This window comes from Nostoc sp. LEGE 12454 (assembly GCF_056620565.1).
This window is the reverse complement of the sequence record NZ_JBWQXL010000007.1, coordinates 288,160-302,669: the sequence shown is the minus strand read 5'-3', so window position 1 is coordinate 302,669 and position 14,510 is coordinate 288,160. Positions and strand designations below refer to the sequence as shown.

Annotated in this window: 14 protein-coding genes and 1 pseudogene; 13 read left to right on the top strand and 2 right to left on the bottom strand. The window is 43.3% G+C overall.

Annotation, left to right across the window (positions count from 1 at the left end):
* The first annotated feature begins 399 nt into the window (after positions 1-399).
* Both AC1F2U_RS10810 and AC1F2U_RS10805 read left to right on the top strand, forming a co-directional pair.
* Positions 400-1,302: a phytanoyl-CoA dioxygenase family protein gene (locus tag AC1F2U_RS10810; RefSeq protein ID WP_480261103.1), complete on the top strand. Its 903-nt coding sequence runs from the start codon at positions 400-402 to the stop codon at positions 1,300-1,302.
* 567 nt (positions 1,303-1,869) lie between these two features.
* Positions 1,870-3,294, top strand: coding sequence for a hypothetical protein (locus tag AC1F2U_RS10805; RefSeq protein WP_480261102.1), 1,425 nt, complete (start codon positions 1,870-1,872; stop codon positions 3,292-3,294).
* Between the two features lie 252 nt (positions 3,295-3,546).
* Here AC1F2U_RS10805 and AC1F2U_RS10800 read toward each other — a convergent pair whose 3' ends face one another.
* Entirely contained in the window at positions 3,547-3,918 is a 372-nt protein-coding gene (locus AC1F2U_RS10800) for a four helix bundle protein (protein ID WP_480261101.1), read from the bottom strand.
* Positions 3,919-3,972: 54 nt separating this feature from the next.
* Between AC1F2U_RS10800 and AC1F2U_RS10795 the strand changes: the two genes are divergently transcribed.
* From AC1F2U_RS10795 to AC1F2U_RS10760, 8 genes and pseudogenes are all read left to right on the top strand, one after another.
* Positions 3,973-5,157: an ARPP-2 domain-containing protein gene (locus AC1F2U_RS10795; protein WP_480261100.1), complete on the top strand. Its 1,185-nt coding sequence runs from the start codon at positions 3,973-3,975 to the stop codon at positions 5,155-5,157.
* A gap of 7 nt (positions 5,158-5,164) precedes the next feature.
* Entirely contained in the window at positions 5,165-5,314 is a 150-nt protein-coding gene (locus AC1F2U_RS10790) for a hypothetical protein (protein WP_480261099.1), read from the top strand.
* Between the two features lie 646 nt (positions 5,315-5,960).
* The gene (gene zwf / locus AC1F2U_RS10785; RefSeq protein ID WP_480261098.1) at positions 5,961-7,340 is read left to right on the top strand and encodes a glucose-6-phosphate dehydrogenase; all 1,380 of its coding nucleotides are present in this window, start codon (positions 5,961-5,963) and stop codon (positions 7,338-7,340) included.
* Positions 7,341-7,534: 194 nt separating this feature from the next.
* Complete coding sequence (locus tag AC1F2U_RS10780; protein ID WP_480261097.1) at positions 7,535-7,729, top strand: hypothetical protein; 195 nt, start codon at positions 7,535-7,537, stop codon at positions 7,727-7,729.
* A gap of 66 nt (positions 7,730-7,795) precedes the next feature.
* Positions 7,796-8,773, top strand: a pseudogene (locus AC1F2U_RS10775) (type I glutamate--ammonia ligase).
* A 91-nt stretch (positions 8,774-8,864) separates the two neighbouring features.
* A complete protein-coding gene (locus AC1F2U_RS10770; RefSeq protein ID WP_480261096.1) occupies positions 8,865-9,164 on the top strand; it encodes a microviridin/marinostatin family tricyclic proteinase inhibitor in 300 nt (99 codons plus the stop codon).
* Between the two features lie 179 nt (positions 9,165-9,343).
* Positions 9,344-9,448, top strand: a complete 105-nt coding sequence (locus AC1F2U_RS10765; protein ID WP_480261095.1) for an MvdC/MvdD family ATP grasp protein — start codon at positions 9,344-9,346, stop codon at positions 9,446-9,448.
* A gap of 210 nt (positions 9,449-9,658) precedes the next feature.
* Entirely contained in the window at positions 9,659-10,633 is a 975-nt protein-coding gene (locus AC1F2U_RS10760; RefSeq protein WP_480261094.1) for an MvdD family ATP-grasp ribosomal peptide maturase, read from the top strand.
* On the opposite strand, the gene AC1F2U_RS10755 is transcribed toward AC1F2U_RS10760, so the two are convergent.
* Entirely contained in the window at positions 10,634-11,869 is a 1,236-nt protein-coding gene (locus AC1F2U_RS10755; protein WP_480261093.1) for a DUF4336 domain-containing protein, read from the bottom strand.
* Between the two features lie 920 nt (positions 11,870-12,789).
* Between AC1F2U_RS10755 and AC1F2U_RS10750 the strand changes: the two genes are divergently transcribed.
* From AC1F2U_RS10750 to AC1F2U_RS10740, 3 genes are all read left to right on the top strand, one after another.
* On the top strand, positions 12,790-13,041 hold the full coding sequence (locus AC1F2U_RS10750) for a hypothetical protein (protein WP_480261092.1): 252 nt from the start codon (positions 12,790-12,792) through the stop codon (positions 13,039-13,041).
* A gap of 4 nt (positions 13,042-13,045) precedes the next feature.
* Complete coding sequence (locus AC1F2U_RS10745) at positions 13,046-13,177, top strand: hypothetical protein (RefSeq protein WP_480261091.1); 132 nt, start codon at positions 13,046-13,048, stop codon at positions 13,175-13,177.
* A gap of 68 nt (positions 13,178-13,245) precedes the next feature.
* Positions 13,246-14,490, top strand: coding sequence for a cytochrome P450 (locus AC1F2U_RS10740; protein ID WP_480261090.1), 1,245 nt, complete (start codon positions 13,246-13,248; stop codon positions 14,488-14,490).
* Positions 14,491-14,510: the final 20 nt, after the last annotated feature.

The window sequence follows — 14,510 nt, the reverse complement described above, 5'->3', positions numbered from 1 at the left end:
CGCCAAAAATCGAATCGAGCCGCAATGGATAATAACTACATGCTTACTATTCTTGCTGCTTGTTTATCTCAACATGATGATGTCTCAGAATCCGCTTGTCAATAGTGTTTGAGACGCGCTTACCCTGAAGATAGTTGCCATCCATTACATAAACTTTGGTTAACCTAAATTTAAACAATTTGTATATTGATTACGCATACAAAGAGGCTTAACGTTGCTAAAACAAGAGGCTTAGTGTTCGCACTTCTTTAGGGCTACGGCAGCAAAAGATGATTGTTAACGTTCTGACTTTTAAATCTTTTGCAAAATGTTTAAGCTGCCCCATATAGCTAAAGAAATATATGATTAGAGCGACCCTGTTATAACCTTGTTTTAAAACGCTCTCAGAAGGAAATTGGGATGAATACCGCAGCACACGAAGTTGCCCTTGACTACATTAACACCGTCCAAGCCGAGAAAACAGAAGACATCTCCCCAACCGCGCTCGATGAGCAGTACGATACTGCCACCATAATGGGCGGACTCTACGGCGACGGGATCATTGGGTTGAAAGGGGCGTTTGAGCCGACGTGGGCAGATCGCCTCGGTGAGGATATTGAGGTTCTCTTCTCAGAAGCGCTCGCGCGTCCTAGAGGAGCGGTGGGGCGCGGACCTAATCGATACTATGTAGAGATTCACCCGGAGAGAATCAGGGGGTTTCTCGACCTCGTGACACATCCTTGGGTAGTCGCAGTGTCAACTGCGGTTCTCTCTAAGGACTACAAAATCGTAGAGATTGGGTTCGACGTGCCTCTGACTGGCTCCATGAATCAGCCGTGGCACCGCGACTTTCCCGCGCCTGAAGCCACCCTGACAGGACGCAGGCTCAACTCCCTTGCCTTCAACTTGACCACCGTGGACGTTGAAGAGGACATGGGGCCGTTCGAGATAGCGCTCGGCACCCAATGGGATCAACCAATCGGCTTCAAACACGAAATGTTTCCGCCCAAATCTCTTTACGGTCGATACCAGGGGCGCACTGTGAGGAAGATCCCAAAGCGTGGAGATATATCTGTCCGGTCAGCGCTGACCATTCATCGGGGTACAGCCAACCAATCCCAAAAATCGCGGCCAGCGCTAGTGCTTGGTGTGGATGCTCCAGATGCCCAAAACGCAAAGCGGCACGATCTCCAGTTTACTCGGTCTTTCTACGAGACTATCCCTGTAGAACACCGAAAGCACTTCGCCTGCCGGATCGTTGACGAACTAGAACCTATCGTACAAGCGCATACGATCAAAGGACTTGTTATGGGGGAGGCTTAATATGACCCCAGTTCAGATTAAAATACATTGTTAGCACATAAAGATTACTAGAACCTATCCCACTTAAAACCTCGGTCTTATAGCGATCGCCAAGCTGCACTATTTAAAGCGCAATCTGCTCGTACCTTGCTCTCTGAAGTACTCAACTTTAATGTGTGATACAGCCTAAAGTGACAGTATACTGAGTAATATTTAAGTCTGATTCCTCTAGCTATTTTCTTATCTAGAACTTAAAATAGTCGTTAATACTGTTTGCGGGACTTTGGTGTGACTTCCGAACCTAGCATCTGAAGCTATCCTAGCTTGTCGTGCCGTCATTCCCCGAACAGTAGCCCCAAAGAAAGGGGTGTAGGGGATAGGGGGTAGGGTGTAGGGGAAGAGTGTGATGCAATATTCTTCACGAATGGCACGCTTGATACGCGTAAATGCTTGGTATTTCTGGGTTTTGGGTTGCAGGTTCGGGTGTGGGAAATTAAGAATGTGTTGAACTGCTTAACATACTCGCATTTAATTGTCTTAAACACTACACCCCACACCCTACCCCCTACCCCCTGTTTTCGATCAATAATGGACATTAATCGGGCGAACCAACATCAGCAAGTGGCAAGGGAAGATTTAGTCATGTTCATTAATGCCTGCCTCTCCTGCACAGGACAGCGTGAGTTCTATGGTGATGGTTACGGGCAGCGCGTATCTATTGATTTTTTGCACGACTATATTTTAGGTAATTACCGTTTACTCTATACCCGAACATTGGCAGCAGGAATTAACCACTTCAACCAAGCGCAGATTATCCTCAAATTACTAGCAACAGGAAAACATACACCCCCTGAACATCGACAAGAAGAAGGTGCATTAATTGCCGCAGCATTAACAGCCTTACCACCACAACGAGGTTGGGAAGTATTGCAACAATTGCGGAAAAGAAGTATCAATAATCGTCGTAGCAGAGCGATCGCTCGTGATTATCTCCAGCAAAAACGTGACATTAACTTTGATGCTGTGAAGTATCGCTCCAAATTTCGAGCGATCGCCTCCCATGCTCACCTCACCCTACCAGGGGAATTAGGTAATTTTCTTTTTGGTAAATGGAAACAGCAAGTTTATCAAACAGAGCTATTCGAGAAATTTCGCCAAGCACACTATAGCGCTCAAGCAGTTTATCAACTACCATTTACAGTTGCCGAAGGTTTAGCAGCAAAACACGGAATTAAACGAGAGGTCTTTTTATCTCGTATTCAAGAACAAATGACTTTGAATGAAAAATTGCGCTTTCAAGGTTCAGCCAACCGCACAGAAGTAGAAATCGACATTAATTTAGGTCGTCTCCCCCTAACTCGTTTGGCGCTGTATATCCTATCTTTGCCATTGGATACTCGCAAACAGCAGTGGGATATCTTAAACCAAGCATTAGAGAAATCTGCTGCCTTCACATTAAGAAAATCACCCCTAAAACTAGGACGAGTAGCCGCAGTTCTAGATTGCAGCTACTCCAGTTCCGGTTCAGCCGAAAAACATCGTCGTCCTCTAGGGGTAGCCTTAGCTACTCATTACTTACTAAAAGCAGCATCCCAGGAATACCAAGCTTTTTGGACAGCATCAACCAGCGATCCACTGCTGATTCTAGCTCGTGGACAAACAGACATAGCTACTCCCCTACTGGATGCTTTGGACTGGGGCGCAGATTTAATAGTAATTGTCACCGATGGTTGGGAAAACGATCCTCCCAGTGGAGCATCAGAAATTCTGCGTGTATATCGCGATCGTTTAGACCCGAAACAAAAAACTTCCATTATTCATTGCAATCCTGTTTACAACGCCGATGACTTTTCTTTACATCCTCTGAGTCCCACAATCCCCACAGTAGGATTACGGGATGCAGAAGATTTACCTACGATGTTGGGCTTTGCCCGATTTGCTGAAGGTTCTGCATCTTTAGCCGAATTGGAATCATATTTAGCAGAGCGAGTCAAGCAAATGTTAAAGGTGTAGGGTGTGGGGTGTAGTGTTTAAGAAAATTGAATTTTAGTGCATCAATGATAGAACAACATCTTTCCTTCACTACATCCCATACCCGATGGCACGCTTGTAAAGCGTAAATCCTTGGTATTGATGGCTTTTGAGTGCGGGGTGTAGGGTATGGGAGGAATTAAGAATGTGTTGAACTGCTTGACGTACTCACATTCAATTGTCTTAAACACTACACCCTACACCCTACACCCTACACCCTGCTAGCAAGCAGGTTTATTTACTTTCAAGAGCATGAATTAAACCTAGTAGGAGTTTACCAACTAATTCACATTGATTAAGAATGCTGTTGGTAGTCTCAGAAGAAGCTAGTTCAACTCTTTGAGAGATTAACCAATGAGTCTCTAACTCTTTGAAAGAACCTTGCGATATATATAAAAAATGGATATATTCTCCCCTAGATTTGCGTCCATACCCCTCAGCAATATTCGCTGCTATAGACACAAAAGCTCGACGAATCTGTGAAGTCATTCCATAAAGTTCTTCTTTGGGAAATGGTTTGGTAAGACGATAGCAAATTTCAGCTAAATTTACCGCCTCCTGCCAAACTTTTAAGTCTTGGTAAGATTGAATTTTGGAATTTCCCATAACTTATACTAACTTATCCTACACCCCCACACCCCACACCCCACACCCTATCCTATGGCATCCAAAAGCAATCTGTTAGCAGACATATCACTCAAAGGACTAGAAATTGCTCCTTCTCAAATACGGGGAGCAGTGCGGATTGTGCCATTATTGCGCCATCAAGTACGTAACGACTTGCGCTTGCTGCGTCGTAGCTACGATGAAAATTTAGCAGTTGTTTCCTTAGCAGGAGAAATGACAGCACCAGGAATGAAATATTTTTCTTATGTTCCTCACGGACTAGTGTTGTCTTGGACTAATGACGGCAGTCCTGTGGGGGCTTTTGGGGGACAGCTTTTTAAAACAGATGGGAAACAGCTAAACTATGGTTGCGCCAGTGTCCGGTTAATGCACCGGATGGTGAAGCGGGAATCTACTAATCAACTGAGATTTTTGCCACTGCACTTGGCAATGGAAGGCTTTTTATCAATGTTTTTCTCTGGCCCTGATATCGCCTGGAGTGAATATTCTAAGTATGCCCTTTCTCATGGGCTGGGTAGTCGAATGGAAAGCTCTTTTAGTGGACGTTACATTGCTGGACTTGAAGATGCTTTGCGGGTATTTGAAATTCACTCTCGACAGGTTGGGGTATTAGTATTTGTTGCCGAAGCATTAGCATCAGCTTTTGTAGTACCGACACCAGAGGACTATCGACTTTTACACAATAGCTTGTTAGAAGATTTCTATGGTGAGTTATTGTACCAATACGCGTTGCTGCACGATACAACTTTTCCTATGAGTGTATCTTTAGATGAGTCAAAAATTAATGATTTAAAAGCTTTGAGAGCAGCAGTACAAAATATGCGTTCAGATTGGGCATCGTTTCAGGGTTTCATGGCAGAGGGACTGTTAGGACGTAAGTTAATTTCCCAAAAAGTCTATACTGCTGGTTCGTTCATGTTACAAAGATTTATTACTGACCTCAACCCCAACGAAGAAAATCATATTGGGGAAGCGATTATTCGAGAGAATGGTGAATTGGAGTATTTGAAGACTTATCGCTTATCAGGAATGCAGACTCGCCGAGTTTATTTGCTGAGTCATTTAGCAAATCATAATTGGAATTTGGATGCTACAGCTAGTAAATTGGGCAATACACGAGAGGAATTTGTGCTGCGTTTAGAAAAGGTGGGTTTTGGCTATTTGCTCAATGCGGAAGTAAGACAAGCGGCACTGAAAAAAGTCAAGGGGAAAAGGTGATATTGTCTTGCTACTCGAACGTGTTTTTGAGAATGGTAAGGAAAATCTCTCTAAACCCATTAATCCCTTGAAAGTTAGCGTACCTGAAGCATCAGGGAGATGGCTTTTAGGTGTGAGTGCGATCGCTCTATTCATCCTTGTGAAGGGTCGGCGTTAATTAATTACTCACCGTTGTCGATTACACAACGAAATCTGATTGGGGTGCTGAGTAAGGAAATCTGGGGATGGAGAAAGAGCGCTCGCTCTCAAAGCAAGGCGTAGACATCACCCAAACTATTGAAGCTGCTGCAAGAATATCGATTGTCTATTGAACGACCTCTGTTTGGCTGCAACATGAATGCAGATAGTGTTAACTTGATTTTTGAGTAGATGTTCCAAACCACTTTATCAGCTTTAATTTGGGACATTTGCTGGTGTCATGAGCGTAATGCTAAAAGTGGCAAAGATGAATTGCTTTACCACTAGCAATAACCAGGATTTTAAATCCAAGGATTTTTCATCTAAAATCCCAAATTGGTATGATTTATTTTTCGTAAATCCCTGAGTATAATTCTTATACCTATTAAAAAAATCTAGAAGCCAGAATTCAAAAGTCACAACTTTCGTAGTGAGGGTCTTAAAGCCCTATAATTTATCCACCAGTCGGACTCCAATGCAAGCAAGAGAATTCTGGCGAAGGTCGCTGGAGTGCGATCGCAGCAATTGATGAATCGGTGTTAAGTGCATGACAACAAACTTTTATCAGCCATGCACTATCAGTTTGGCGGGCATCATAAAAAAGCTAATTCCTAAAGAGGTTAGTCATGGGAACTCCTGATTCAGACGCACTGGTATTTTTTGGGGCAACAGGTGACTTGGCCTACAAGAAAATCTTCCCCAGCCTTCAGGCAATGGTACGACGGGGCAATCTTAATGTCCCAGTGATTGGAGTTGCCGGACGATCTTGGACGACGGAGCAACTTAGAGAAAGGGCACGTGATAGCCTAGAACATCATGGTGGTATAGATCGAGACGCATTTGATAAACTTTCCGGTCTACTCCAGTACGTTGCTGGTGACTACAACAAACCAGAAACTTACGAAAAATTACGTCAAGCCCTTGGTGATGCCACTCATCCCCTATACTATCTGGCAATTCCACCGAGCCTGTTTGCACAAGTAGTGTCAGGATTGGGTGAATCAGGTTGTGCTCAAAATGCGCGGGTGGTAATTGAAAAACCATTTGGACGGGATTTGAAATCAGCACGCGAGTTAAATCAAATTCTGGCATCAGTTTTTCCCGAATCAGCCATCTATCGCATCGACCATTATCTGGGCAAGGAACCACTGCTGAATTTACTCTATTTTCGGTTTGCCAACTCTCTTCTCGAACCCATCTGGAATCGCAATTATGTTGAAAGCATCCAGATTGTAATGGCAGAAGACTTTGGCATTCAAGGAAGGGGGCGCTTCTATGAGGAGACTGGTGCAATTCGGGATGTGGTGGAAAACCACATGCTGCAAGTATTGGCTTCAGTGTGTATGGATGCTCCTGCTAGTACGGCGACCGATTCCATTCGAGATGAAAAAGAGCGTATTCTCAAAGCTATACCTTCACTGCAACCCGATGATATTATTCGCGGTCAATTTTCTGATTACCGCAACGAAGAAGGTGTTTCTCCTGACTCTCAAGTAGAAACATTTGTTGCTGTGCGGTTATTTATTAATACGTGGCGGTGGTCAGGAGTTCCCATCTACATCCGGGCTGGGAAGAAATTGCCTGTTAAAACTACTGAAGTGATGGTCAAGCTTAAGTGTCCACCTCTAGATGTGTTCCAGGAGGGAGGAAAAGAAAACGCTAATTATGTTCGTTTTTTACTAGATCCGGAAGTAATTGTGGGATTGGGCGCTCGCACTAAAATCCCTGGAGAAGATATGATCGGCTCTGCGGTTGAACTCCTGGCCTTCTATGGGGGTGGCGACGAGATGGAACCCTATGAACGTCTATTGGGTGATGCTATGCGGGGCGATCCCACCTTGTTTGTACGTGAAGATACTGTAGAAGAGGAATGGCGGATTGTCGAGCCAATTCTCGATAACGTCACACCCGTTTACGAGTATGAGCCAAATACATGGGGGCCACCTGAGTCAGATCAACTGCTCTTACCAAAGGATCAGTGGTACAATCCTTTGGCTAGAGAGTAGTATATATTACTCGTAATCTAGTCAATATCAAGGAATTTGGCGAGATGCGATAATTTAATAAACTTACTTTTTCTAAATTCTCCATAAAACTGGCGCTGGCAACTACACAATCACTGATATAGAAACCAACCAAGGATACAATCCCATCGGTATCTATAATAAGAGCGGGGACATCATCGATACGGGCACTGGCGATGATGCAATCTCTGGCTTTGTCAACAACGTACACACTGACATTAATTCATATAATCAAGAAAATCCCAAAAGTTCACGAGATTACTATTATGTGCGGGTTTGGCATTAGCGATCGCCATCATGTAGATGAAGATGATGCGATCGCCGGGCCTGTAACAGATGAGTTAGCAATTCTTGGCGATCGCCAAAAATGAAAGCGCCTGATGAAAGCTAATTTCAAACTAACCGCACAAGCAGTTGAACATGATTAGGCAATCTAAATGAAAAGACCTGGATTTATTGAGCGTCATCACCTGTGGACAGAAATCCAAAAAGAAGCATCTGAAAAGATCGAGGCTGTTGTCAAAGAACGGGATTTATTGTTGATTCGTACCGCTTGGTCAGACCAGCATGGGGTTGTTCGCAGTAAATCGCTCTTACCGCAGACATTTTTCAGCGCCTTAGAAAACGGTATGCAAATCAGCACAGGGACATTCCTGTTTGATACTGGTGGTGCGATAGTATTTAACCCGTTTGTTCCTGGCGGTAGTTTAGATATGCCTTTGATGACAGGTGCGCCAAATCTTGTGGCTGTTCCTGACCCTGATACCTTTAAAATTCTGCCTTGGGCAAAACGTACTGCTTTTATCCTCTGTAACGAGTACTTTCAAAATGGTCAGGTAATGCCCTTTTCCAGTCGCGGTATTTTGCGCCAATCATTGGTAGAGTTACATCAAAGAGGATTGGAGCATATTGTCGGCTTAGAAGTTGAGTGGTATCTGGCAAAGTTGGAAGATCCGATGTTAGCGATCGCTAATGTTGGTACTTCTGGAAAACCTGGTGAACCTGCCAAAGTTAGCGCTGTAGAGCATAGTTTCCAATATCTTTTAGAATCCCACAATCCAGAAATTCACGACTTACTACGCGTTTTAGCAGAAAATTTAGTTGAAATGGGATTGCCTTTAAGGAGTGTAGAAAACGAAAGAGGTGTCGGTCAATTTGAATTTACCTTTGACCCGATTCCGGCGTTGCAAGCTGCGGATACAATGATGATATTCTGAATGGCGACCAAGCAAATCTGCCGTCAACAAGGTTACATCGCATCATTTATGTGTCGTCCAGGATTGCAAGGTTCTTCTTCCAATGGCTGGCATTTGCACCAATCCCTTGTAGACCGAAGCACAGGCGAGAACGCTTTCATGTCTGCAAACTCCAAAACCCTAATGTCAGATTTAGGTAAACATTTCGTTGATGTATAAACTCTTATTTAGGCAAAGATATTGGTAAGCATGATGTCATATCATACAGGTACAGTATAAATTTAGATTCACTTGTTATAGGAGGAAGATTGTGTCTGAAAACAAACCAGAAGAGTTGAATCCACAAGCAGTACCATTCTTTGCTCGATTCTTGGAAGGGCAAAGCCTTGAAGACCTTTCTGATGAAGACTCAAAAGCGATTATCGGTGGTGGATGCAATAATGCCACAAACAAGAATAAGGATGAACTTGTCCAAACTCTGAAGTTTCCATCCGATCAAGAAGATGCCACTTCAGTAACCAAGAAGTCCCCTTCTGATAGTGATGAATACGCTGTTACTCAGAAGTATCCTTCAGATGGTGATGACAGTTCGCCGTCTAAACCTGTATAGCTGCATACTTTTGATTACACCAGAGATGCGGTTTTAAAACTATTGTTAGTATAAAAATACATTTAGTGCCAACTTCATCTAGGGGTTGGCTTCTCATTAAAATTAAGTTCACTTTTTTAATATTTTGCTTTCTCAAAAATTGATAATAGTGAAAATACCAAAACTAATAAAAATATTTTATGCACCTCGCTCGTGATGTAGTTTTATTAATTACCCATAGTGGTGATTACTTTACAATAGATAGAGTTGCAGAAGCATTATCAAAACTAGGCGCATTTGATTAAAACGCCATCAGGAGAATATGTTTTTTTAGAAATTAATCCTACAGGAGAGTGGGGGATGCTGGAGAGAGATTTGGACTATCCAATTGCTCTAGCGATCGCATCTGCACTACTTTCAAAAAACCCGAAGTAAAATACTCTTACTTAAAAATTCCCAACCAACTGATAACCCTTATATTTATCTGTAGCGTACCTCATTATCCATATTTGTAAATGACTGCTTTAATCATTACTCACAGCCAAGATAACGAAAGTATTCCTCTAGTTATTCAAGCAATTGAAGCCCAAGGAAAAAAAGCATTTCGTTTTGACACAGACCGATTTCCCACAGAAATGCAGTTAGATATTTACTATGGTAGTACTAAGCGAGTGATTCTGAGTGTCGATGACCAGACATTAGATTTAAATGAAGTTTCAGCAGTTTGGTATCGGCGCATTGCAATTGGGTCAAAAATTCCCAACTCGATGGACAGGCAACTTAGACAAGCCTCACTGAAAGAATCTCGCGTCAGTATTGAGGGAATGATTGCTAGTATCAGGGGGTTTCATCTTGACCCTCTGCCAAATATTCGCCGTGCCGAAAATAAGCAACTGCAATTACAAATAGCAAGAGATATCGGTCTAGATACGCCTCGCACTCTGACTACAAATAATCCAATAGCAGTAAAGCAATTTGCCCAAGAATGTCAGCAGGGAATGATTACCAAAATGCTCTCTTCCTTCGCTATTTATGATGAACGAGGGCGAGAAAAAGTTGTGTTTACAAATCCAATTTCATCAGAGGATCTAGACAACCTTGATGGCTTACGTTTCTGCCCAATGACATTTCAGGAGAAGATTCCCAAGGCATTGGAATTGCGGACAATTATTGTAGGTAAGCGTGTGTTAACGGCTGCGGTTGATTCTCAAGCTTTGGATAAGGCACGTTACGACTGGCGCAAACAGGGAATCGCCTTACTCGACGCTTGGGAGTCATACACTTTGCCCGAAGATGTTGAAGAGAAATTGCTCAAACTCATGGCAGAATTTGGTTTAAACTATGGGGCGCTTGATATTATTTTGACTCCTGATGGTCGTCATGTATTCCTTGAAGTTAACCCAGTTGGCGAGTTCTTCTGGCTGGAACGCTGTCCTGGCTTACCGGTTTCCCAGGCGATCGCTGAGGTTTTAAATAATTCAGCTAATTGATTACAATTTCTCTTTAGCTGGCGTTGCGATACCGCGTTTAACTAGACCCGCTTCAAGTTCCTGAATGAATTTTAAGTCTTCCTCTGATAGAAGCTGGCTTTCGCTAGAAGAAAGATTTTTTCCCAGAAAAGCAAATGCTTGCCGGAATTGACGCGGATTTGCTTTAATTAGCGAGTCAAAGTGACAGGGAATAATCTGCTGAAAATCCCAACTTGCAACTGTATCAGCCCATTTGAGGACTTGGCTTGGTGATTGAGGAAAAATGAGGATTTGCAAAATCGGTGCGACAAATGGTCGCCCCTGACCTCGTAGAGCCTCGAATGCCTGCTTCCAGGTTTCTTGCCAGCGAAAAGGAAATAAACCAAAGTACGTTTTTAGCGATCGCTGTGGTGCTTTGAGAGCATCACGAAACATCTGTCCGATTGAAGCAACTTCTAAGGCACTCGGACGGAAGTAAAGCGCAAACAGTGAAATGCGTTGCCATCCCTTGCGACGGTTGTCTTCATTGTCTTCGATTATCTCCGAGGCATTGTCCCTGGCATGAAACAGTAAGGGATAAGGATCTAATTGGAGGATTTCTGGTGGGTCAGATGGAACAGAAAGGATAGAATCAGTTACAAGCAGAGTGCGCGATCGCTTGTGAAACAATGCAACTTCTGCAAAAGATCCTCGTCCCAAGTCGATGTCCAATATTGCATAGTCAAACTCCAGAGCGAAGGGAGCAAGGCTTGAGTCCTCTGGGAGTTCTTGAGTTCGTTTTTGGGGAAAGCCTAGCCAACTAAGTGGTAGATTGAACGGGAAACTCCACTGGTGCGGGGCAACAAAGACTTGTGCTTGAGGAAAGCGACGAGCAAAGGGACCAACGAAGACTTTATGCTCCAGACCAGAACTGGTTGGCAGTAAGATGTACTTAACTTCACCGTGCTTTGCTACCAACTCATTCACCAAGCGGACACACTCAGTTGTTGGAGCAACGGGTGCATAGACCAGAAGTCCTCCAGCAGAGAGCTTGACGATAGTCATGCGAATCGGCACGATGGTGTAGAGAATGCCGTGAAGCTGATCGAATGTCCAGATAGTGTCCTTAACTATTTCCTGACGAAGTGTCCGCCGCCTGCCGTAGGGGTAAAGTGGGACAGCAGCCCAGAATGGCCATGACCAATCCTTGGGGTTGTTCAAAGGAGACATCCCTCGATCTCGTAGTTCAACCTTCGACTGAGATCCTTGTGAGTTCATCGTCGTTCCATTGTCCTGGCGCGTGCCAGTTATGAGAGTGCTGTAGTAGCTACTAAGATTGATATAGCACGCTTGTCAGGCGAGGGCAACTGGCTAGAATCCCCACATAACACTTGTCGGTTAAAGATTTTTTTTACCGAAACTCTCTCACCTAAAGGGACGCGCTGCAATGACTTTTGATTTTGTAAACTATTTACAAAATCAAGAGTGGCTTTTTGAGTAAAAAGCCACTCTTTAACGGTGATTCAGGAGAAATCGATTATTTATGATCGACTAGCTTTTTCACCATTGCGACCATAGAATTCTGTGCTGGCTGCGATTTGAACTGAAAAACTGGAGTTGTCATCTCAAGGTTGAGGCTTCCCAAGAAGTTCAGTACCAAGACCAAGGCAATTAGTTTTGGTGGTTTTGGTTTAGGAGATTGACAATATGAACTGTTTTGCAACCTGGATAGGCTACAATTAAAGTGATTTTTCATGGAATCCACTTGTTAGTGATAAGACCTCTAGTTGGGAGCAACCAGAGGCATTGTTGAGTTAAAAAGAATACACATACAGCACTGTTGCGTACACCAGTTGGCGCTGGTTTATTGCTTCAGTCTGAAGGGCGCAAAGTTAATTTTCAACTTTGTGCCTATTTTGCTGTGTATATTCTCTCCCTTAAATAGTAAGAGTAACACAAGAAAGTTACTTATGAGTTGAACTTTAAGAATTTTTATTTTCAAAATTCAGTATTATCCTTTGAAAATATTTCAAAAGTAACTAAATCATCCTTAAAACATTACTGTCATCCCATTTATAGTCACATTTTTTTGGGGGTAAAACTCTGAAATGGTGATGTATTATCTTTTTGACAATTTTTAATGTATTGCAATAGCAATACAAATCAACTTGTATTATTCGATATAAGATCATCGAAAATTGAACTTAGACCAAGTTCAAATCGATCTCGAATGTCTCTCGAATGTCTCTCGAATGTCTCTCGAATATCTCTCGAATGTCTCTCGAATGTTTCTCGAATGTCTCTCGAATGTCTCTCGAATGTCTCTCGAATGTCTCTCGAATGTCTCTCGAATGTCTCTCGAACGTTCTGGAACGATCGGAAATGACTTGAAAGTAATTTTCAAACTAGTACCTAGTTTGACTTCCGACTTCAACTTACAACTTCATTAACTAGTTGGTGGAAGTCGGAAGTAGCTCGTGGAAGTTGCGATCGCGCCATCGCGCTCCGGCTGCATCAGAATTTGCATTGATGACCATTGCAGTTTTCGTTGCACCTAAACTGCGATCGCAAATGAGCCGACGGTGAGTAACTTGTTAAGATGATGTTGACTCAAAATCAGTCAAAGCAAACCATCACCGATCGCCATTAGAAGCATGAAGCATCTGTCAGACTACAACTTCTTCGATCCAGAAGTGCTTGTGTGCCCTTATGAATTCTACAAGCTGGCACAGGAGCAAGCACCAATTATGGAGCTACCAAGTCCCACAACGGAAGCAAAACTCTTTCTTGTGACTCGCTATGACTTAGCGATCGAAATTCTTAAGGATACAAGAGTATTCTCTAGCAATTTCTCGGCTTTACTAGCTGGCAAAGAACAACACGATCGAGAGTTACAGAAAATTTCTGCTCAAGGCTGGCCTCAGATGAACACCCTACTGACGGCAGATCCACCAGAACACGAGCGATTTCGCTCGCTGGTAAATAAGGCATTCACCTCGTCGCGTATCAACAAAATGCGTGACTTGATTGAGCAGATTGTTGATGAACTGATTGACAGCTTTATCGATCGCGGCAAGTGTGAATTCGTCAGTGAGTTTGCCGTACCCTTACCGCTCAAAGTTATTGCTCAACAGTTAGGTGTGCCGCAAGCAGATTTGCCGAAGTTCAAGCAATGGTCTGATTCTTTTATTGCGCGTTTAGGTCACATACTTTCTAGAGAGCAAGAGATCGAGTGTGCTAAAGATGTTGTCGCTTTCCAGCATTATTTTCATGATGTCATAGAGTCACGCCAAAAACAGCCTCAAGATGATTTGATTACTGACTTGGTACAAGCAAAAGTGGATGGAGAGCGATCGCTCGACACTGCTGAACTGCTGAGTATAATTCAGCAAATATTAGTGGCAGGCAATGAGACTGTCACCAGTGCGATCGCAGGTGGGATGTTGTTGCTGACAAACAACAAAGAGCAGATGAAGTTGATACAAACAGATATTTCTCTGTTAGAGAACTTTGTTGAAGAAGTTTTACGAATGCAAAGTCCGACAGCAGGAATGTGGCGAGTTGTGACGGAAGATACAAAGCTTCAAGATGTCGATCTCAAAGCTGGGTCTTTAGTAATGCTCCGCTTCGATGCTGCTAACCGCGACTCGCTAAAATTTATTGAAGGTGAGCGTTTCGATGTGCGCCGCCATAATGCCAGCAACCACCTATCTTTTGGTCATGGGATTCATTTCTGTTTGGGTGCTATGCTTGCTCGTAAGGAAATGCAGATTGCATATCAGCGTTTGCTGCTACGCCTGAAGGACATTCGCTTGGCACAAGAAGGATACCAATATTTACCGAACGTACTCATGCGGACACTGAAGCACCTCAATATTGAGTTCGACAAGGCATCATGAAATGTGCATCACCACAAGCT

Excerpts from the sequence above, each read along its gene's own strand:
- AC1F2U_RS10810 (WP_480261103.1), top strand. The coding sequence starts at position 400 with ATGAATACCGCAGCACACGAAGTTGCCCTTGACTACATTAACACCGTC.
- AC1F2U_RS10805 (WP_480261102.1), top strand. The coding sequence starts at position 1,870 with ATGGACATTAATCGGGCGAACCAACATCAGCAAGTGGCAAGGGAAGAT.
- AC1F2U_RS10800 (WP_480261101.1), bottom strand. The coding sequence starts at position 3,918 with ATGGGAAATTCCAAAATTCAATCTTACCAAGACTTAAAAGTTTGGCAG.
- AC1F2U_RS10795 (WP_480261100.1), top strand. The coding sequence starts at position 3,973 with ATGGCATCCAAAAGCAATCTGTTAGCAGACATATCACTCAAAGGACTA.
- zwf (WP_480261098.1), top strand. The coding sequence starts at position 5,961 with ATGGGAACTCCTGATTCAGACGCACTGGTATTTTTTGGGGCAACAGGT.
- AC1F2U_RS10780 (WP_480261097.1), top strand. The coding sequence starts at position 7,535 with ATGATGCAATCTCTGGCTTTGTCAACAACGTACACACTGACATTAATT.
- AC1F2U_RS10765 (WP_480261095.1), top strand. The coding sequence starts at position 9,344 with ATGCACCTCGCTCGTGATGTAGTTTTATTAATTACCCATAGTGGTGAT.
- AC1F2U_RS10760 (WP_480261094.1), top strand. The coding sequence starts at position 9,659 with ATGACTGCTTTAATCATTACTCACAGCCAAGATAACGAAAGTATTCCT.
- AC1F2U_RS10755 (WP_480261093.1), bottom strand. The coding sequence starts at position 11,869 with ATGAACTCACAAGGATCTCAGTCGAAGGTTGAACTACGAGATCGAGGG.
- AC1F2U_RS10740 (WP_480261090.1), top strand. The coding sequence starts at position 13,246 with ATGAAGCATCTGTCAGACTACAACTTCTTCGATCCAGAAGTGCTTGTG.